Here is a 20,997-nt window from a genome sequence, read left to right on the forward strand (position 1 = left end):
CTTATTCACTAAAATTAATTTCGTGAAAGTAGATGTGCACTTCTCGTTCTTTATCGGGAAAGTCAATGTATGCGGGTAAACTCGTAGGGATATCCATTGTCTTAAAATTTATGACTGAATAAGCTTCCGTTCCGATATTTTTTCGGGGAATAGTATTTGTAAAATATTTAGGTAAAGGTTGGATAGTTCCGGGTAGATGATTTCCATTAAAAGGGATGATTTGCCCTTTTATTTTTGATGCATTACCTACGGATTCCATCTCTATCTTTTCGATACTATTTATGGTTGCTAAATCACTGGAACGCCCCAAAAGCAGTTGAAATACCGGTCTATTGAAATGGTCAGCCAAATCTTTATCCGCTAAATAAACCACCAAATGATTATCATACAAAAACTCTCTGTTTATGACATTAGATTTGGAAGTATTTTTGGGATAACCCTTATCATGCAATTCAATTTGATAAATTGTCTCTAAATCTACTTGCTTTGATTTAAATTCAAAATAATAACCGATTGTCAACTTTTTGTGCTTGATGTATTTACCCGCCGCAGCATTGATAAGTCCTAAAATTGTGCTAATTGGCGGGACTTCAAGTGTAGGTTGGTATCCCGATATTAAATTAGGATATTTGAAACTTGAAGTCCACGCTGTTATGTCAATCTTAAAAACTTCCATTTTAGAGTTGTGTTTTTAACTGTTCGGTGTATTGGTCTATGGCTTCATTGATTGTAAGCACCTTCACGTTATTTAACTCTTTCTCCAACGCTGCCAATTCGGTCGCTTTTTCATCCATAAATCCACTCCTACGACCAATAAATACAGTACCTTTTATATTATTTTTGTAATCCAAAAGCACCTCTTTTAGAGCTTCAATATTTAAATTAACAACTTCATTGTCTTTCCCACTTGCCGAAGCAATGTGAGAAAAGGGATGATTTCCGCTATCAAATGTGGCAAGAACAATAAATTTAGGTGTTACATCGCCTAAATTATTCGTTTGCATTGCACCACCCGATATATTCTTCAATGCTAAAATTGTTTCGGATATTCTTTTTTGACGAATGTTTTTGTCCAAGCGAACCAATTTATAAGGATTTCCCTTTTCATCTTTCATATATGGATCGTCAATTTCTGCGGCTTGATTTTCCAACGCTTCTTTCTTGAGAGCCTCCGTTAAATTTTTATAACCCGTTTTATTGTACGTAGCAAACGTACCAGCCTGTTCCAAATCCAAGCTGAACATTCCTTTCATAACGGCACTATATTCTTGTTTTCCATAAGGAACAGAATCTCCATCTTGCCGTGCCATACTCGACCAGTTTTCAATTGGACGAACAGAACCGACAGAAATTAATACCGAATTTTTGAGAGGAGAAACCCTTGTTACAGTAACATTTTCTTTTTTTGTTTTGCCTTTTTTATCAATCACTTCCTCCGATGCGGCTTTCATATATCCAAAGATGTCGTCATCGGCATATTTAATCGGATTAGCAGCCGTAAAGGCAACTTTACTGTCGCGTGTTATGGGCGACAAATCCCAATTAAATGTTTTTTGCAAGGTATCACGCCACCAATAGCGCCACGCTTGTCCCGATACATAAACATAACTTTTCCCTTCTTTGTAGATTTTTTTGGTTTCAACCGCATTATCAAAATTGCTTTGATTATTCTTACCGGCGTTGTTTAACGCTACCACATCTACATCAATAAGAACAAACCCCTGAGTTTTAATATTTTTCATATTCTATTGTTTTTTTTATTAATTAGTTATTCTCTAAATCTTCATCTTTGTTTTCCTCTTCTGAGTTCAAAAGCTCCTCTATCACGCGGATATTTTTTGCATGAAGTTCTTGATAAACTGCAAAAAGTAAAATATCCCGAACATCTTTCCAGGATAAATCATCGGGGAACAAGTAATACACTAGTTCTTCAACAGTAATTATAGGATCCTGCGCCCCATCATTATAATTCTTTCCAGTTACATTTTTCAAAAAGAATCTACGTAAGTCGTAAGCTGTTTTAGCTCCATCCAATTTACGGATATTCTTTTTTATAGCATCTTCATTACCTGCCGTAAGAAAAAGTGCCAATTCCTTGATTTTGTTTAATGTTTCTTTTTTCATATACTGTATGTTTATTTGATAAATTTCAACGATAGACAAGGGGAATTTATGACGTTTACCCCAATTCAAAAAGAGCTTTAAAAGTGGTTTTCCGTCCAATAGGCTTTCCAATACAATATTCTTCCATGTCCTATAGTCATTATATTCAACTTTGTCAATTTGCCCTTTTCTCTCTAATTCGTATGCCGTGGATGAAATATTGTATTTTGCATTTTTGAACTTTGAATTTCGGTAATGAGCGAAGAGGAATGATTGCCAATCCTTTCTAAACATTGCATTTTGACATGTTGAATAAAATCTGAAAACGGAGGAAGGCAACGTATAGATACTTATTTCGGGACTTGCGCCAAAATTAGTAAAATGATACAGTGTAATTGCGAAACCCTCTAAACTATCCATGACTTCTTTTATTTTATTGGTAAATAAATCATCAATAAAATGAAAAAGTGCATTTGCCGGAATACCATAATCCGATTTCAAAACTCCATCCGACGCAGAAATAGCCAAATTTGCAAAGTTCTCTTTGCAAGTTTGAATCACAAAAAACTCATTTACAGAATCATTATTACTCTGAATCACACCTATTCGTCCACCAATGAATGTAGATCCAAAAGGAATGAAAAACATACGAATCAACATCTCTTTGGATAACATCAGTCCTACCTGAAAAGAGTGGTGATAATTCACAAACCCACCCGATCCGGACAACAATGTGTTGTCTCTGCCGGATTTAAATAATTTGGTCTGCTGTCCTGAAATCCGACAATAACCCTCTTCACAAGGTATTGTTTCATCTATTAATGATGAAAAATATTTTATGGTTTCATCAATTTTGCGTTCTCCTTTAAAGGCCGGCTGAGTAATCGCCGAATTAAGAAAAAAAGGATTGATTTTTCCATCCCATTTCTTCACATAGATATCGGCAATTAGTTTTATCAACTCCAAAATATCTTTGTCGGGATATTTCTCCGACAAATATTTAATCACGTATCCACCAACATCGGCAAAAGGATCACCGGTAAGGCGAATCAACCAATCATAATCAACTGTCTTACAATTCTTTTTCATAAGGATTTGTATAAAACCAACCACAAAAACATTAAATACAACATCTTGGTTCTATTATAATTATATATATTTCTCATATCAACAAATCAATCTCTGAATTTATTTTCATGATTAATTAATACCGCAAAAATACAAAATCCAATTGATATAAATCAATTATTATCATAAAAAATGATTGACTTTTTTTATCAAAGAAAAATCTTCTATATCTTTGCATCGCTTTTAATTGATACACAATCGTCCCAATATTGGATTTGAAAAATTGACATAAATCAATTAAGAGTCAATCCTTTTCATTTTTATTTTGAAAAGGATTTTTTTTATCAATCCAAGCTAAAGCAAATCTTTTAACATTGCTAATTCCTATTTGATCAAACGAATTAAACATCTTACTTTCAGTTTTTACTCCTACACATTCTCTCAATACTCGTCCAGACCTCCCTTAAGACTTCATTTGTTTCTTCGAGGTCGAAGAAGTTTATGTCCCATTTTTCACCCTTCTTCATACCGAGCCATTGGCGGTATTCGTTATGTTCAGGATGTTTAGGGTTGTTTACGGCTTCCACCATATTGTAAAAGCCTCCAATACCGCCACAATCCTCCTCCAGATTAGAGCCTTTTCCGGCAAGACAGAGCGGCAGAAGAACCGTATCGTCGGTGATATCCACCAATTCAACAATATGCTGCCAATCGTCACCAAAATCGTAGATATAGACGATCTTTTGTTTGACCTCCTTAAAATAGTCGCTTAGTCGGATTTCGTCGGCACGGTAAAGTTCACCATAAGGGAATGTGTCCCGCTCCGAAAAACTTTCATCCGGCTCATATTCTTCGTCAAAGCTGAGTGTTATTCTCGGATTGCTACCCCATCCTTTAGGTGTGAACTCAAACAGATGTGAATCGGTCCATCCGAAAAGAATTTGAATAACTAAATGGAAATCATCGAACGTCATCGATTCGTTCACCTTCACTTTTCTCCATATCGGAGGTTTTGCACTGCCGTCGATCTTGATTTTAAATATAAATGCCATGGAACTAATATGTTGAATTTCTATTTTATTGATCCGCTCTTCGTTTTACATCTGTCTCTTTCACACAACCGAAGCCTTGACTACACTCTTCTCCAATGCCACTTTCGTACATAATTTTCATTAATTCAAGTGGGGCTTTCATCCTGAACCGGCACATGTAACCGCGCACTTTTGTTTGTGCCGGAGTATCGGATTTGATTTTCACTAACACAGACTTGGGTTCGTTAAGCACGGTAAAGTCAAAGGTATTCTCTCCGGCATAAGGTTTTCCGTAGAACGCTTCATATCGCCTCGACAAACCGGTTAGTATCGCATTGCTTGCGTAAGGAGAGACAGGCGAAAGATAGTCAAAGCCTCGATCTTCACGTCTCATCCTCAAACAGATCGGCGACATGGTTGTAAATTCCATCTCTTCAGTAAAAGCAGGAGTAGGCAAGACTTCTATATTTTTCACAATGAAACGAACGGTCGATTGGCGGTCTCCGATTTCAAACACCTGATTGGTGAAGAGTCCTTGAATAAATTTTTCCGTACTTTTTTCGGGCAGGAAAGAGATTTGCCATTCGACCGAGTCGGACAAAATACGTATCCGTTCATTCCGCGGTAAGATTTGTCGATTATCGATTTTCAAACGGGAGAAGGTAAACAGCTTGAACGGCCGTCCAGACTCAAGTTGAAAACCATTCTGATGCAACCAATCGGCATATTGTTCACTGGCACGAGATAGGACACGATAAATCACAGCCGACTGTTCATATTGGTAATTAATTGGCAGTAAGTCGCCGAATGCACGACGGTCGACTGTAAGCATTAATTTAAATCTCATGGTAGTTCTTATTCTTCATTCGTTTTTTTTTGCAAAGATGAAAACATTTTTTCACTTGTCAAAAAAAATAGATGTATTTTTTTACATGCAAACAATAAAAACCGATCCAAAGCAAATAGTCTGAAACAGAACAAGCAGCTTTACATCATAATGATAATCAATTTTTCTCTTATTTGTATTATTTTTCCAGTATTAGACTGTTATCTTTCAAACAAACTCCTCTGTGATCCTCATAATATACAGCCCCAAAACAAGGAGATATAATATTTTCGGATCGACTCGCCGATTTTCGATAGTGCGATTCTGATTTGCCCTCTGACTGTACTCGACGTAACACCATTGAGATGAGCAATTTCATCATACGTTCGGTTTTGATAGAGGTACTGTTTAAAGATCGTTCTGCACCTGTCAGGAAGCGCCTCGACAGCTTCGGCAATATGCTTTTCGAGTTCAAGGTTTTCCAAATACGCCAAAGGGTGTTCTTCGGCAGTAACGGCTTGCTCACAGATCGCCAGTAACTGTTCCTGTACGTCGGAAAGCGGAAGTTCCCTCGTTCGTTTCCGCTGCAAATGGTTCAGACTCCGATTCTGTACGGCACGAATAAGGTAAGCCGTCACAGGATTCGTAAGAGAAAACCGGTGATGCCAAACATTCAGAAACACGTCATTGACAATCTCCTGTGCCACCTCCGGATCAAAAACGTATTTTGTTGCTACGGCACACAGATAGACATAATAGGCTTTATACAATTCACTGAAAGCATTCGTATCTCCCCGATTAATACGCCGAATCACCTCCTCGTCTATCATGTATGTCTGTTTCATGGATACATTTCGAAGAGTTTATTTGTCAGTCGTCAATATAGCGGCGCGTGAGCAGATTAAATTCTTCTATTCGGCGGTCGCGTAAGAATGGCCACCAGCGACGGACCTGTTCGCTACGTTTCAAGTCCACCTCAACCACACAGGTTGCTTCACTGTCGTTGGGAAGTTCACGGAGCAATTCGCCCTGCGGTCCACAAACAAAGCTATTTCCCCAGAAACGTATGCCGTTGGTTTGTCCCGACGGGTCCGGCTCGTGTCCCGTACGATTGACCGCGATAACAGGCAATCCGTTGGAGACGGCATGGCCTCGCTGCACGGTGCGCCATGCATCAAGCTGTCGCCGCTGCTCGTCGGTCGTATCGCTACTTTCCCATCCGATGGCAGTCGGATAAATCAACAACTCGGCTCCTTGAAGTGCCATCAGGCGTGCCGCCTCTGGATACCACTGATCCCAGCAGACAAGCACACCGAGCCTCCCCACCGAAGTACGAATAGGAACAAACCCCATATCACCCGGAGTAAAATAGAACTTTTCGTAATAAGCCGGATCATCGGGGATGTGCATCTTTCGATACTTGCCGGCAATCGTTCCGTCCTTTTCGATGACGACAGCCGTATTATGATACAGTCCGGCCGCCCTTTTCTCGAAGAGCGAGAGCACGAGGACAACGCGCAATTCACGAGCTAACGCCCCGAAATGTTCGGTCGAAGGCCCCGGGATCGTTTCGGCCAGGTCAAAGATGTCCGTATTTTCCGTCTGACAGAAGTAGAGACTGTTATGTAGCTCCTGTAGTACGATCAGTTCCGCACCCTGCTGAGCACAATCGCGTATTTTTCGTGACAAGTTCGCGATATTTGTCTCCGTACAAGCCGAATTTTGCTGTTGTATAATTCCGATTTTCATTGCTTTTATCATGTGGGATTGTTGATTACCGAAAGAGGATACTGCATCGTTACGCAATGCAGCGACCCATGTTGTTTGATAAGCGGCCGACAGTCAATGCCTACGATTTCACGGTCCGGAAAAGCGATTTGCAACGTTTGTCGTGCGATTTCATCTTTCTCGCTACGATAGAAAGGAACAAGCACGGCATCGTTGATAACCAAAAAATTCGCATACGTAGCCGGCAGTCGTTCTCCCTCCTCAACGATGTAATCAGCCATAGGAAGCGGCAGGAGACGGTAAGGTTTTCCGTCGACGGTACGGAATGCTTTCAGTTCTTCCTCCATCATTTGCAGTTCGGCAAAATGTTCGTCCGTCTCATCGGAGCATTGCACATAAGCGATTGTTTCCGGGTTACAAAAGCGTGCCAATGTATCGATATGACTGTCGGTATCGTCGCCTGCCAGGTAGCCGTTTTCGAGCCAGAGGATACGGTCGAGGCCAAAGATTTCCTTCAGATGGATTTCGAGCTGTTCGCGGTTCAGATATTCGTTCCGATTGAGAGACTCCAAACATTCGGATGTCGTCAACAGCGTTCCTTTGCCGTCGGACTCAAGACTTCCCCCTTCGAGCACGAAGGGCTGCATGTTTACCACACGGACTTCGTCGGCAAATGTTTCCGTAGCGGCAAGCGTGCGCGTAATCAGATTGTCGTGATACGCGGCATATTTCATCCCCCAACCGTTGAAGACAAAGTCGTAAACCATCGGTTCCCCTTCGGCAAAGACCGTGATTCCCCCGTGGTCGCGTGCCCACGTATCGTTCGTTTCCATCTCACGGAAGATGATACGCTGTTCATCAATGTCACCGAGTTGACGACGTACCTCGGCAGCGTCCGGGCAGACGATCAGCAGGTTTTCGCGTTTCACGATCTCGCGAGCGATGGCAACAAAGCAAGGCGTTACCTCATGAAGGATCGGCGCCCAGTCGGTCTGCTCATGCGGCCAAGTCAGTTGCACGGCGCTTTGTGGAGCCCATTCGGCAGGAAAAACAATTCGATTCATTCGTTACAATTAGATGATAAATAGTTTGCCATACGCTTTTGCTGTTCTCTTCGTGCCGAAGAGAGGCTGAATTCACAGCCACAATACGTCTGATTATAAAAGTCGTAAGATTTGACAAGCGCGTTTCGCCGTTCGCTTAGTCCGCCTTTGCGCCAATTCTGTGCCCAAAACATCAGTCCGGGGTATCCGGCGGCACTTATTTGGCCGGCTTCGGTGATCTGCTCAAGATTCTTCCAGCGCGATGACGCCAGCGTCGTCGTAAAGACTCTAAACCCATGCTCATGCGCATACTTTGCCGTTGCTTCGAGACGTACGATAAAGCATTGCCGGCACCGTGCTCCACGTTCCGGCTCGTGCTCCAACCCGCGTATACGTATAAGCCACTCCGTATGATCATCATCGGCATCGACAAAGGGTACCTCCATTCGATCGGCATGACGCATCAACTCCTCCTTACGTTTTACGTATTCTTCGTACGGGAAGATGTTCGGATTACAGAAAAACAACGTCGGATAAAGCTTCTGCTCTACCATCCATTCGACAATGGCACCCGAACAAGGCGCGCAACACGCATGTAGCAGCACCTTATCCGTTCCTTCGGGAATGAGAATGGGAGATTTCGATCGTTTCATTTTCGTCGGCAACATATCGGATGTTTGATTAAGGCAGCAAAAGTAGGTAAAAATAGAGGTGTTTCCAAGTGGGTGAACATAAAAATCACAAAGCCTCGGCATACATAAGCTGATAAAACGATATGAATGCCTTGAAAGAAACGTCAATTTGTTAAAGCAAGGAAAAAGTAGAGAAAAGAGAAACAAAAAGAGTGACCGCGACAGGATTCAAACCTGTAACCGGCTGATCCGTAGTCAGCTACTCTATTCAGTTGAGCTACGCGGCCAATTACTCTTTCAAAATTTCGACGGCAAAGGTAAGGCTTTTTTTGAAACTACCAAACAAAAAAATGATTTTATTCTAAAAATCCCGAATTAAAAATGAGAAAGCCGATATTCACCCCTACGTTAAAATCGTTCTTGGGATAGCTGTATCCATTGGCAAACAAGCTGACAGAGACGAATGGAAGATTCAGCACCAAGGCTGCTTCACCCATATAATGGAACGTCTGAATCATTTTTCCATAACGGGGGATATCAGTATAAGGTTCCGGTATAAACCGCTCCTTTTGGATGGGGTAAAGAGGCAGAAATCCGTACCCTTCGATACGCAGATGCAACATTTCATTCAATGTAATGACAGGGATGATACCGGCGGCAACGTATTGATTGGAACGAAAGCCTTCGTTGAAGCTGATCTTACTGTGCGGTGTCGGCGTGAAAGCCGGCGCCTGCAAGATGGAAGCCGTATAGTTACTCATCAGATTCTTACTCGAAAGCAGTACTTCAGCCATCATCCCAAGCCGGAAACGACGACTTATCACGGAGTAGTTTTCGAGTCGTCCTTTCACCTGCAACCAGCTTTGTACAGCTTGTTTAGTGCGTCGTCCTCCTGCGGGATGATACGTTTCCTTTCCGGAGACATAATGCGCCATAAGAACGTGCTGCCGACCTCCGGTAGGATATTGTTTTGCGTTGAGCGAGTTGCTCTCTATTCGTACGGATGCGTGAAAGAGGTCGTACCAGCTTTTATCGAACTTTGATTCGGCAAACGAGATGTCGCTTCGCTGGTAGTAATCATCGCTCAATCGTCCGTATCCTAGTCCGAACTCCGCTTTGGCTTTGGTCATAAAAGGGAGTCCGAGTTTGAGTTTGGCAAATTTCTCGCGCTTTTTGATGAAGGCGGGAAGGAGGTCTTCATAGAACAGCGACTGGTTCTGCATATATTTACGGTACGAGAAAACAGTTTGTAGATGCAGATACATCGGAATGGAAGTCTGTAAGTAAACACGTCCGTTAAGGGAGATACCACTGAACGAATTCCCCATCTGCACATTCGCATTGAGATCGACGGCCTGTTCGCCGAGACTCTGATAGTCCAGACCGAGGAACAGCTGGTTAGCCTGATGAGAAGAGATATTTCCACCGATACTGACGTTCAGTTCTTCTCCGATTCTGATGTCGAGGTAAAGATCAAAGTTCTTATTTTTTCGGTTATATACGGCATGAGGAATGATTTCTTTGATTTTCGAATCCGAGAGCATCTTGAAATAAGCCTGTTTGAATTCCTCCATCGAAAATTCTCCGTTGATGTCGCGATGCAATTGCTCCCGCACATAGCGACGCTGCGCATCGGTCACACCCGTGATGTAGATATTCTTGAATTTGAGTGGCGGGAGGCTCTCTTTATAAGCCTTACGGAGCTCGTTAAGCTCGCTTTGAAGCACTTCTCTGGGGACACGCTGCTTGATGGAATCGATCATTTCGAGTGTACGGCGATAGCCGATGTCCATCAGTTCTTTGGCACGTTGAAAATCGAGCAGCGAAACATCCGGAAAATCAAATTGCAGCATCATGCCGTCCTCTTCATCCACGTGATAGTCGGTAGCCTGCATGACCATGGTTTCGATCTGTTTCATCGGATCGGTCGAGGGTTTAGCCGCTCCGGCCACAGACGATCCGAAAATAAAATCGGGTTCGAAATCCGACTTCATGACATCGACCGGGAAATTATTATAAATTCCACCGTCGAAAAGCGGAATACCATCTTTCCAGACAGGCTTAAAGAAAAACGGGAAGGTCATGGACGAACGTACGGCTTCGCACAAGTCGCCGTTGCGCCAGATGACAGCTTTTTTGTTATAGACATCCGAGCTGATACAACGAAACGGAACGAAGAGATGGTCGAAATTCCATCCCGATTTGGCGGTAGATTGCGCATACAAGGCCATAAAAGCCTGATTCATCTGAATGGGATTGATGATACTCTGCGGGAGAAGGTGGGTACGGATCTGCATGGAATCGGAGAAATCGATCGAGAAGTGCATGAAATCCGGTGTATCGTCCGGTTTCTTAAAGTAATAGACATACTCGTCCTCGACGGTTCCTTTCTGCCAGTAGCCGAACTCGTCCGAGAGCATGAGCTCGAGCATTTCGTCGGCCGTATAACCCATTGCATAGAGGCTGCCGACGATTGCTCCGATGGAAGTGCCCGTCACATAATCGATCGGAATATTATTTTCTTCAAGCGCTTTGATCACCCCCAGATGGGCAGCGCCTTTCGCTCCACCTCCACTCAAGACAACCCCCACGGTCTGCGCCTTGAGTACGGACAGGCAAAGCGTCATACACAACAGGCAAAGTATGTTCAGACGTTTCATCGTTACATTCAAATAAACAGCCCCTCAAAGATAGCGTTTTTTTCATTTCATTATCATAAAGTAATCGATTTGTTATAACCCGTTCGTCCATGCCGTCGCACCCAACCGAATGAGACAGGTATGGAAACTGCCTGCTTCACGGATACCGGCAAAGCTCCTGACAGTTATCCCCTACAGGTTTTCGACCTCTTTGAGCCAGAGCGCTGCTGAAGCGTCGCTGGGCATGCGCCAGTCGCCACGGGGTGAGAGGCTGACGGCACCGACTTTCGGGCCGTCGGGCATGCAGTTTCGTTTAAACTGCTGCGCGAAGAAACGGCGCACGAAGGTTCCCAGCCATCGTTTGATCTCTTCGGGCGCATAGCTTTTTCCGAAGGCTTGACGAGCTAAGAAGAAGATTTTGGCCGGCGATGCACCAAAGCGCATCAGGTGATAGATGAAGAAATCGTGCAGTTCGTACGGCCCGATAAGGTCTTCCGTCTTTTGGTGATTCGTATCGTCGGCAGCGGCCAGAAGCAGTTCGGGACTGACGGGGGTATCGGCAATGTCGAGAAGGGTCTCGCGGGCTGCCTCCCCTACCCGATGAGTTGCGACCCACTTGACCAGACAGCGGACGAGCGTTTTGGGGATGCTGGCGTTAAGGGCATACATCGACATGTGATCACCGTTATACGTTGCCCAGCCGAGCGCGAGCTCGGACAAATCGCCGGTACCGATAACGAGTCCGTTCTTAAGGTTGGCCAGATCCATGAGTATCTGTGTCCGCTCACGCGCCTGCACATTCTCGTACGTCACATCCTGCGTCACGCCGTCATGACCGATGTCTTTGAAGTGCTGTTGACAGGCAGCCTTGATCGATATCTCGTGCATAGTGACCCCCAACGCTTCCATCAGGGCAACGGCGTTGCGGTACGTCCGACCGGTAGTGCCAAAGCCCGGCATCGTGACACCGTGAATTTGTTTGCGCGGCAGATTAAGGGCATCGAAGGTCATCACCGTAGCCACCAGCGCCAGCGTAGAGTCCAACCCGCCGGATACGCCGATGACGGCATGCTTGATCTGCGTATGTACCAACCGCTTGGCCAACGCACTCGTTTGAATGTGGAATATTTCCTTACAACGTTCGTCACATGCGGCATCGGTCGAGGGTACGAACGGATGCGGATCGATAGGCCGTGTCAGGGCTGTTTCCTTTCCTTCGGGCAGCCGAAAAGGAATGCACAGCGGCTCATCACAACGCAATACGGAAACGCCTTTCGAGAAAGTCGTCTTCACGAGCCGATCGTGGCATAACGCAGCGACGTCTACCTCGCTGATGAGCAATTTCTCGTTCAGCGAAAAACGTTCGGACTCGCCCAGCATCGTCCCGTTCTCGGCGATAAAAGCTTTTCCGGCATACACAAGGTCGGTTGTCGACTCGCCGAACCCCGCCGAGGCATACACATAGCCCGCCGCACAACGTGCCGACTGTTGCCGGATCAGCATCTTCAGGTAATCGTTCTTCCCGGTCTGTTCGTTATCGGCCGAGAGGTTGAGGATGATGTTCGCTCCCTGTAAAGCCATCACCGAGCTGGGTGGCACGGGCATCCGGAGATCTTCGCCGATTTCAATTCCCACGATTACAGAGCCGGAGGTAAAGAGCAAACGTGGCGCCATCGGGCAGATCGTCGTGCCGATACGAGCAGTTCGCGCCGTTACATCCTCGCCCGACGTGAACCACCGCATCTCCTGAAACTCTCCGTAATCGGGCAAGTATGTTTTCGGTACGACTCCGAGAATCTCGCCGCGATGGAAAACGACGGCCGCATTAAGCAAACGGTTCTCAACCGCCAGCGGCATGCCTACCACACAGACGATGTCAACGGTTTTCGTGCGTCGAACGAGTTCCAGCAACGCCTGTTCGGATTCGCGCAGCAAGCATTCCTGCATCAACAGATCCATGCACGTGTATCCGGTCACAGACAGCTCCGGGAACACGATCAACTGCACGCCCTGCGTTTCCGCCCGACGAATCATCTGCTCGATCTGCATCGTATTGTAATGGCAGTCGGCCACCCGTACCAGCGGCACCCCTGCCGCTACCTTCACATATCCGTATTTCATCATCGTATCGTTTTTTCCGGCAAAATTAATAAAAGTCCGAACGCTTTACAAAGAATTTTCTTCGTGTCAGGCTTATCGGATAAAGAGCAACTCACGGTATTTCGGCAGCGACCACATCTCGTCGTCGACGATCAGTTCCAGCTTGTCGGCATGGTAACGGATCACGTCGAAATACGGCCACACCTTATCGTGGTAAGCGACCGCTTTCGCATATTCGTCGGTGAGTTTGTTCGCCACCTTACGTGCTTCGATCATCGCATCCACATTGCTCTTGATAGCCCCCACATGCTCGGCTATTTCTTCAACCAGCGCAGCGTCCATCGACGCTAGTTCTTTCGCCCGCTTGGGAGGATAAACAGCCTTGATTTTATACACATTATCGAGCAGTAGCGACTGATAACGCGTAGCAATCGGGATGACGTGGTTAACGGCCAGATCGCCCAGCACACGCGCCTCGATTTGAATCTTTTTCGTGTAGATTTCCCATTTCACCTCGTTACGCGCTTCCAGTTCTTTACGGTTCATCACGCCGGTCGAAGTAAACATCTCCACGCTCTCGCGGCTCGTATACATGCGAAAGATTTCAGGTACGCTCGTCTCGCAGTTCAGCCCTCGCTTCTTGGCTTCATTCCTCCATTCCTCGCTGTATCCGTTGCCTTCGAAACGAATCGGTTTCGAGATACGGATATATTCTTTAAGCACCTCGAAAATAGCCCGCTCCTTCGTCTCGCCTTGCGCAATCTTCGCATCGACCGACGCTTTGAACTCCATGAGTTGCGCCGCCACTGCGGCATTGAGCGCCGTCATGGCCGATGAGCAGTTGGCCGACGAGCCGACAGCGCGGAACTCGAACCGGTTGCCCGTAAAAGCAAAGGGCGATGTACGGTTACGGTCGGTATTGTCGAGCAGCACCTCCGGGATATGCGCAATGCCCAAACGCAGCTTTTTCTTTTTATCGAGGATGATCACCTTCTCCGTCGTGCTTTGCTCCATCTTGTCGAGGATATCGTTCATGTGAGTACCGAGGAAGGCCGAGATGATGGCCGGCGGAGCCTCGTGCGCTCCCAAACGGTGCACGTTCGTAGCCGAGCTGATGGACGCTTTGAGCAGACCGTTGTGTTTATAAACAGCCATCAGCGTATTGACGAGAAACGTGATAAAGCGGAGGTTCTCTTCCGGCGTCTTGCCCGGGGTGAGCAGCCCCACGCCCGTATCCGTACCGATCGACCAGTTGCAATGCTTGCCGGAACCGTTCACGCCGGCAAACGGCTTTTCGTGCAATAAGACGCGAAAGCCATGGCGACGGGCGACTTTTTTCATCAGCAACATGATCAACTGGTTCTGATCGATGGAAAGGTTCGTTTCGTTGTAGATCGGCGCCAACTCGAACTGATTCGGAGCGACCTCGTTGTGGCGCGTTTTGAGCGGAATGCCGTATTTATAGGCTTCAAATTCGAGGTCTTTCATATAGGCCGTGACACGCGTCGGGATCGAGCCGAAATAATGATCTTCGAGCTGCTGGTTTTTGGCCGACTCATGTCCGAGCAGGGTCCGCCCGGTCAGCAACAAGTCGGGACGCGTAGCGTAAAACCCTTCGTCCACGAGAAAATACTCCTGCTCCCATCCGAGGTAAGACGACACCTTTTTTACGTTCGGATCGAAGTAATGACACACATCCGTCGCGGCCTTGTTGATGGCATTGACGGCCTTCAACAGCGGCGCTTTCAGGTCGAGCGCCTCGCCGGTATAAGAGATGAAAATGGTGGGGATACACAACGTGTCGTCCATGACAAAGGCCGGCGACGAAGGATCCCAAGCCGTATATCCGCGTGCCTCGAACGTGCTGCGGATACCTCCGCTCGGGAAGCTCGAAGCATCGGGCTCCTGCTGCGCCAGCAATTTGCCGGAGAATTCTTCCGTAATGCTCTCGCCCGGCCCATCCACGTAATCGATGAACGAGTCATGCTTCTGCGCCGTCCCATCGGTCAACGGCTGAAACCAGTGCGTGTAGTGCGTGGCGCCCAGCTCCATCGCCCACATCTTCATGCCCGCGGCTACATGGTCGGCAATGCCGCGGTCTAACGTCTGTCCTTTTTCCACGGCGTCCTTGATGACGTTGATCGTATCTTTCGACAGATATTTTTTCATGACGGAATACGTAAAAACATACTTTCCGTAAAACTCGGACATCGACCCTTCCGGCGCCTGCACGTCCAGCGCTTTCTTCTTGAAAGCTTCTTCTACTGCTTTAAATCGTAGCGTACTCATAACGATTACCGGGATTCGTTTTATTTTAAAATGATATGATTTGCTTTACACTGTTCGATCATCTCGTCCGACCATAACGAGGCCTGCACCTCGCCGATATGCGCACAACGGAGGAAGTACATGCACAGGCGTGACTGACCGATACCTCCGCCTATCGAAAGCGGAATCTCACCGTTCAGCAAGGCTTTGTGAAACGTCAGCGACCGGCGTTCCATACAATGTTCAAGTTCGAGCTGACGAAGCATCGCTTCCTTGTCGACCCGAATCCCCATCGACGATATTTCGAGCGGTGCATCAAGAATCGGGTTCCATAAAATAATGTCGCCGTTCAGTCCTTTGTGTCCGTCAACCGTCGGGGTCGACCAGTCGTCATAATCCGGAGCGCGTCCGTCGTGTTTCTCTCCGTTCGAGAGCGTCGCCCCGATTCCGATGATGAAAATCGCTCCGTATTTCTTGGCCGCCTCATGCTCCCGGTCTTTCGGCGACATATCGGGATAGGCTGCCAGCAGTTCTTCCGCATGCAGGTACGTGATGTTCTCCGGCAGAAACGGAGTAATATGCGGGAAAGAGCGGTACGTTTTTTCCTCTACCGTCTTGAGCACGGCATAAATTTGATCGACGATCATACGCAGAAAATCGAGGTGACGGTCTTCGGGGCGAATCGTACGTTCCCAGTCCCACTGATCGACGTAAATCGAATGAATATTGTCCAATTCCTCATCGGCGCGGATCGCGTTCATATCGGTATAAAGTCCCTGACCGGGCGGGATCTTGTAAAAGCCGAGCTTCATCCGTTTCCATTTGGCCAGCGAATGCACCACTTCGGCGCGACGGTCGTTCATATCCTTGATAGGAAACGATACGGCACGTTCAATACCGTTCAGATCGTCGTTGATTCCCGTGCCTGAAAAAACGAATAACGGAGCCGTCACCCGTCGCAGATTCAACGTGGCCGCCAGTTCTTCCTGAAAGACCCGTTTCAACATTTTGATGGCCTCTTCCATATCTTCGGAAGCCAAAGTCGGCCGGTAATTGGCCGGAATGTACAGTTTCATGTCACTCTTGTTTTCTGTTTTAATGTATATTAAGGAGATGAATGTCGTTCTCACCCCCCTATGTAAAGACGATACAAAGCGCTAACGCCCGACAAAAGTAGTATTCCTTCCGGAAATACGGCATGCCGGATGCCTGTTTTTTGGCTTGCCCGGTCAATCGAGGATTTGATTTTCGGAAAGAAACGATTCGATGAGGGCGATCCGTACAATGTTTGTTAGCGATCAGCCGTCAGCCGTCAGCATTCAGGGGTAATTCCGCCCCCTGTTGTAAGCACAGCGCTTACACTGTTGTAAGCACAGTCCGTGCACCGTTGCACGGACGGAACGTACACTACTGCACGGACAGTCCGTGCAACGGTGTACGGATCGCAATTGGGTTTACCCATGCAATCCTCATGGACGACCGGATCATCCTTCTTCACCTCTACTGTTAAAATAACAAAATACAACGAGGATCAAACCGGCGCCTGCCGTTTTATATTATTTTTGTGCGAAAATAGAAAACAAGGTGAGAATAAGCGAACGATGGAAATATCTGGGCATGCTGACAGGGCTTTATTGGTGCATGTGCATGCCGGAGAGTCTCCCGGCCGCTGACAGCGTAAGTTACTGTTTCCGGGTGTATTTGAAAGATAAGGGCGTGGAGGCTCCGAGCGAAGCCGATGCTCCGCGTTATCTCTCGGCCGAGTCGGTCGAACGGCGAACGCGGCGCGGGGTCGAGCTGTCGGTTTCCGACGTCCCGATCTCGCCCGAATATATCGGCACGATTCGTGCTACGGGCGGACAGGTAATCACGCAAAGCAAATGGATGAACACCGTCGTGGTGGAACATACCGACAGCCTGATCGCCGACCGCCTGAGAGCCTTGCCGATCGTCGATTCCGTCCGGTGCGTATGGAATGGGCAGAACCGGTTGCAACCCGTCGATTGTCCGGACGATACGAGCACCTTCGCGTCGTACGATACCCGCTTGGTGCAAGCGCATTACGGACATGCCACGACACAGATCGAGATGCTGAACGGCGTGCGGCTGCACGAGGCCGGTCGACACGGGAAGGGCATGCGTATTGCCGTTATCGATGCCGGTTTTCTGCATGTAGACAAGATCGCGGCGTTTGCCTCGACCGATATTATCGGGACGCGTAACATGGCCTTTCCCGGCAATAGCGTCTTTTGTGAAGACGATCACGGAACGAAAGTCTTATCGTGTATGGCGGCCAACCTGCCCGGCGTGATGGTCGGCACAGCGCCCGACGCGTCTTATCTGCTCATCAAAAGCGAAGATACAAGAGGCGAATATCCGATCGAAGAAGATTTCTATGCCGCGGCGCTGGAATATGCCGACAGTGTCGGGGTCGATCTCATCACCTGCTCACTGGGCTATTTTCAGTTCGATGCGGAACCCGTCTATACTCGCTCCGACCTGAACGGAAGAACGGCATTCATTACCCGTGTGGCACAGGAAGCCGCCCGAAAAGGGATGCTGATTATTTGCAGCGCCGGCAACGAAGGGAGTAACGAATGGCAGAAAATCACGTTCCCGGCCGACGCGCCGAACATACTCACCGTAGGCGCCGTGACCACTGAAAAAACGAAAAGCGCTTTCAGCTCAACAGGGTTGACGGCCGACTATCGCGTGAAGCCCGACGTCGTCGCCTTGGGTACGAACGTCTGCGTCATTAACGCCGCCGGCCGCGTACAATGGGTCGACGGCACATCTTTTTCTACGCCCACACTGGCCGGACTCTGCGCATGCCTCTGGCAGTCGCTCTCGTGGCTCAAAAGCGAGGAACTGATCGACCTGATCCGACAGACGGCCTCCCGCTCGAAGCGTCCGGATGCCGAACTGGGCTATGGCGTGCCCGACCTCTACAAAGCATACAGAAAGGAGATGAATGGACTTCTTTAACGACATCCGAAGCGAACGGCCGAACGCTCTCTCGCTGACGGAGCTGAACCGGTTGGTGAAGACCGCTATCGACGAGGCGCTGCCCGAAACGTACTGGGTACGTGCCGAAACGAGTGACGTGCGCGTCAACGCGGCCTCCGGACATTGCTACCTCGAATTTGTGGAGAAGAACGAGACTTCGGGACAACTCGTCGCCAAGTCGCGCGGCACGATCTGGGCGCGTAATTTCGCGATATTGAAAACGTATTTCGAGCACGAAACGGGACAAACGTTTATCTCCGGCCTGAAAGTACTGGTCAACGTCTCCGTCGAATATCACGAACTGTACGGACTTTCGTTGACGGTACACGATATCGATCCGTCCTACACGGTGGGCGACATGGTCAAAAAACGCATGGAGGTGATCCGCCGTTTGCAGGAAGAGGGCGTATTCGACCTGAATAAAGAACTTACGTTAGCCATACTCCCTCAACGCATCGCCGTGATTTCCTCCCCGACGGCAGCCGGCTACGAAGACTTCGTCAACCAGCTGACCCATAACGACTACGGCTTTCCGTTCTACGTCAAACTTTTTCCGGCACTGATGCAGGGCGAGAAGACGGAAGAAAGCGTAATCGCCGCGTTAGACCGGATCTACGTGCATCGCGAGCTGTTCGACGCCGTCGTACTGATTCGCGGCGGAGGATCGGCGGCCGATTTAAGCAGCTTCGACTCGTACGCGCTGGCTGCCAACTGCGCGCAATTTCCCCTGCCCATCCTCACCGGTATCGGACACGAACGCGACGATTCGATCGTCGACAAAGTAGCCCATACACGCATGAAAACCCCAACGGCCGTGGCCGCGTTTCTCATCAGTCGCATGGCGGAGCAACTTGCTCTGCTCGACGAGCTGCGGGAAACCGTCTGCGAAGCGACACGCAACCAACTGACAGCCAAGAAAACGACCTGGCAGATGCTCGCCACGCGTTTTCCGGTGTTCGTCACCGGACATCTTGAGCGTCATCGGACAGGTTTGCACACGCTGGCAGCCCGTCTGTCGTCCGTGCCGCAGCTCCTCGAGAAGCACGCGGAACAACTCGAACAGGCTCCCACGCATATTCAAAAGGCAGTCCATGCGATGCTGACCCGTCATACGCACGAGCTTTCACTCAGCGAACAGCATATCAGGCTGGCATCGCCGGATCATATCCTGAAACGAGGCTATACGTTGACGCTCAAGGATGGAAAAATCGTCAAACATGCGGCCGACTTATCAGCAGGCGACGAAATATCCGTCAGGTTTACCGACGGCGAACGAAAAGGAAAAATAGTAACATAAACAGATAGAGAACCGACCATGGCAGAAAAAAAGGAATCATACAATAAGGCGATCGAAAAACTTCGGGGCATCATCCGCGATATCGAAAGCGGTGAGCTGGATGTAGACGTGCTTTCGGAAAAGGTGAAAGAAGCCAGCCGGCTGATTAAGCTGTGCAGAGAGAAGCTCCTCAAAGCCGACGAAGAGGTAAAGAAGATTCTCGAGACATTGGAGCAGGCATAATATACATGAAACGTACCGTCATTCTTGTGGCAGGCGGCAAAGGCCTGCGTATGGGCGGCGAGCTGCCGAAGCAGTTCATCCCCCTGCACGGTCGGCCGTTGCTGATGCACACCATGAACGCTTTCTTCCGTTGGGATGCGACGGCCGAACAAGTCATCGTCCTGCCCCAAGAACAACAGGCTTATTGGCAGATGCTCTGCCGCGAATTAAACTGTGCGATACCGCACCGTGTAGTACATGGAGGAGAGACCCGCTTTCATTCGGTGCGTAACGGATTGCAAACGGTCGATGGAGACGGATGGATCGCCGTACACGACGGCGTACGTCCTTTCGTTTCGGAAGCTGTGATCGACGCGTGCTTCGCGGCAGCCGGGCAGTTCGGTGCGGCAGTTCCCGTCCTTCCCATGATCGACTCCGTGCGCGAAGTCGACGGTACGCAAAGCCGTCCGTTCGACCGGGAACGATTGCGCATCGTGCAAACGCCTCAGGTCTTTCGCGCCGACTGGTTGCGTGATGCCTACGAACAACCTTACCAACCACACTTTACCGACGACGCGTCACTCGTCGAGGCTGCCGGATATCCCATTCATTTAGTCGACGGTAACCGCGAAAATATCAAAATCACCACGCCCATCGATCTGCAATGGGCCGAAATACTGACGGAATATTATAATGGTTAGCCCTTCGGGGCAATGTAGGAGGGTGTGTCAAAATGCAATGTTTGGGCCCACCCTCTTTAGGTGTGTAAGAATGGGTAAAAAGCAAGGCGCTAAGGATGAGGGTAAGGGAGCATACTAAGGGATGTGACCGAGCTCTCATTCCGCAAGCAACGAAGCAGTTTGCCCGTTATGACACACCGCCGACATGGCGTTGATATGACCATCCCCCCCTCCCTTCAAAGGGGAAAAGAACATAAGCATCGACTTCTTGTATCATCCTTTTTCTTCGGAGTTCTATGATGTCAGCATACGAAAAGTTTAACCCGGATTCCGCAATAGAAAGTATAAGAATGAATTTCATTCAGGCTTTCAGCC

The 20,997-nt window shown here is 48.0% G+C and carries 17 protein-coding genes and 1 tRNA gene; 4 read left to right on the forward strand and 14 right to left on the reverse strand.

Features of this window, described 5'->3' with window-relative positions; translation table 11 throughout:
* Position 1: 1 nt before the first annotated feature.
* The 14 genes from cas5b to asnA form a co-directional block, all read right to left on the reverse strand.
* Positions 2-676 carry a type I-B CRISPR-associated protein Cas5b gene (gene cas5b, locus Q4A89_RS04845; protein WP_303184117.1) on the reverse strand — a complete coding sequence of 225 codons (675 nt, stop codon included), beginning with the start codon at positions 674-676 and terminating at the stop codon, positions 2-4.
* Position 677: 1 nt separating this feature from the next.
* Complete coding sequence (gene cas7i / locus Q4A89_RS04850; protein WP_303184118.1) at positions 678-1,742, reverse strand: type I-B CRISPR-associated protein Cas7/Cst2/DevR; 1,065 nt, start codon at positions 1,740-1,742, stop codon at positions 678-680.
* Between the two features lie 22 nt (positions 1,743-1,764).
* Positions 1,765-3,192, reverse strand: coding sequence for a type I-B CRISPR-associated protein Cas8b1/Cst1 (gene cas8a1 / locus Q4A89_RS04855; RefSeq protein ID WP_303184119.1), 1,428 nt, complete (start codon positions 3,190-3,192; stop codon positions 1,765-1,767).
* Positions 3,193-3,587: 395 nt separating this feature from the next.
* The gene (locus tag Q4A89_RS04860) at positions 3,588-4,223 is read right to left on the reverse strand and encodes a plasmid pRiA4b ORF-3 family protein (protein WP_303184120.1); all 636 of its coding nucleotides are present in this window, start codon (positions 4,221-4,223) and stop codon (positions 3,588-3,590) included.
* 25 nt (positions 4,224-4,248) lie between these two features.
* Positions 4,249-5,049 carry a CRISPR-associated endoribonuclease Cas6 gene (cas6, locus tag Q4A89_RS04865; RefSeq protein ID WP_303184121.1) on the reverse strand — a complete coding sequence of 267 codons (801 nt, stop codon included), beginning with the start codon at positions 5,047-5,049 and terminating at the stop codon, positions 4,249-4,251.
* A 230-nt stretch (positions 5,050-5,279) separates the two neighbouring features.
* The gene (locus Q4A89_RS04870; protein WP_303184122.1) at positions 5,280-5,873 is read right to left on the reverse strand and encodes an RNA polymerase sigma-70 factor; all 594 of its coding nucleotides are present in this window, start codon (positions 5,871-5,873) and stop codon (positions 5,280-5,282) included.
* Positions 5,874-5,898: 25 nt separating this feature from the next.
* The gene (locus Q4A89_RS04875; protein WP_303184123.1) at positions 5,899-6,777 is read right to left on the reverse strand and encodes a carbon-nitrogen hydrolase; all 879 of its coding nucleotides are present in this window, start codon (positions 6,775-6,777) and stop codon (positions 5,899-5,901) included.
* Between the two features lie 8 nt (positions 6,778-6,785).
* Positions 6,786-7,820 (reverse strand): agmatine deiminase family protein, encoded by a 1,035-nt coding sequence (locus Q4A89_RS04880; protein WP_303184124.1) that lies wholly within the window; start codon positions 7,818-7,820, stop codon positions 6,786-6,788.
* Positions 7,817-8,452 (reverse strand): epoxyqueuosine reductase QueH, encoded by a 636-nt coding sequence (locus tag Q4A89_RS04885; RefSeq protein WP_303184125.1) that lies wholly within the window; start codon positions 8,450-8,452, stop codon positions 7,817-7,819. The genes Q4A89_RS04880 and Q4A89_RS04885 overlap by 4 nt, the downstream gene beginning before the upstream one ends.
* A gap of 192 nt (positions 8,453-8,644) precedes the next feature.
* A tRNA-Arg gene (locus tag Q4A89_RS04890) sits at positions 8,645-8,718 on the reverse strand.
* A gap of 69 nt (positions 8,719-8,787) precedes the next feature.
* Positions 8,788-11,091 carry a patatin-like phospholipase family protein gene (locus Q4A89_RS04895; protein ID WP_303184126.1) on the reverse strand — a complete coding sequence of 768 codons (2,304 nt, stop codon included), beginning with the start codon at positions 11,089-11,091 and terminating at the stop codon, positions 8,788-8,790.
* Between the two features lie 171 nt (positions 11,092-11,262).
* On the reverse strand, positions 11,263-13,191 hold the full coding sequence (locus tag Q4A89_RS04900) for an NAD(+) synthase (protein ID WP_303184134.1): 1,929 nt from the start codon (positions 13,189-13,191) through the stop codon (positions 11,263-11,265).
* Between the two features lie 72 nt (positions 13,192-13,263).
* Positions 13,264-15,459 (reverse strand): glutamine synthetase III, encoded by a 2,196-nt coding sequence (locus tag Q4A89_RS04905; RefSeq protein WP_303184127.1) that lies wholly within the window; start codon positions 15,457-15,459, stop codon positions 13,264-13,266.
* Between the two features lie 20 nt (positions 15,460-15,479).
* Positions 15,480-16,514, reverse strand: a complete 1,035-nt coding sequence (gene asnA / locus Q4A89_RS04910) for an aspartate--ammonia ligase (RefSeq protein ID WP_303184128.1) — start codon at positions 16,512-16,514, stop codon at positions 15,480-15,482.
* Between the two features lie 508 nt (positions 16,515-17,022).
* Here asnA and Q4A89_RS04915 point away from each other — a divergent pair.
* From Q4A89_RS04915 to Q4A89_RS04930, 4 genes are read left to right on the forward strand one after another with little or no spacing between them, the layout of a single operon-like run.
* Positions 17,023-18,423, forward strand: a complete 1,401-nt coding sequence (locus Q4A89_RS04915) for a S8 family serine peptidase (RefSeq protein WP_303184129.1) — start codon at positions 17,023-17,025, stop codon at positions 18,421-18,423.
* Positions 18,410-19,741, forward strand: a complete 1,332-nt coding sequence (xseA, locus tag Q4A89_RS04920) for an exodeoxyribonuclease VII large subunit (protein WP_303184130.1) — start codon at positions 18,410-18,412, stop codon at positions 19,739-19,741. The genes Q4A89_RS04915 and xseA overlap by 14 nt, the downstream gene beginning before the upstream one ends.
* Before the next feature lie 18 nt (positions 19,742-19,759).
* Positions 19,760-19,963 carry an exodeoxyribonuclease VII small subunit gene (gene xseB, locus Q4A89_RS04925; RefSeq protein WP_303184131.1) on the forward strand — a complete coding sequence of 68 codons (204 nt, stop codon included), beginning with the start codon at positions 19,760-19,762 and terminating at the stop codon, positions 19,961-19,963.
* 5 nt (positions 19,964-19,968) lie between these two features.
* The gene (locus tag Q4A89_RS04930; RefSeq protein ID WP_303184132.1) at positions 19,969-20,643 is read left to right on the forward strand and encodes a 2-C-methyl-D-erythritol 4-phosphate cytidylyltransferase; all 675 of its coding nucleotides are present in this window, start codon (positions 19,969-19,971) and stop codon (positions 20,641-20,643) included.
* Positions 20,644-20,997: the final 354 nt, after the last annotated feature.

The sequence above is a fragment of the Tannerella sp. genome (genome assembly GCF_030528505.1).
Classification (GTDB): Bacteria; Bacteroidota; Bacteroidia; order Bacteroidales; family Tannerellaceae; genus Tannerella.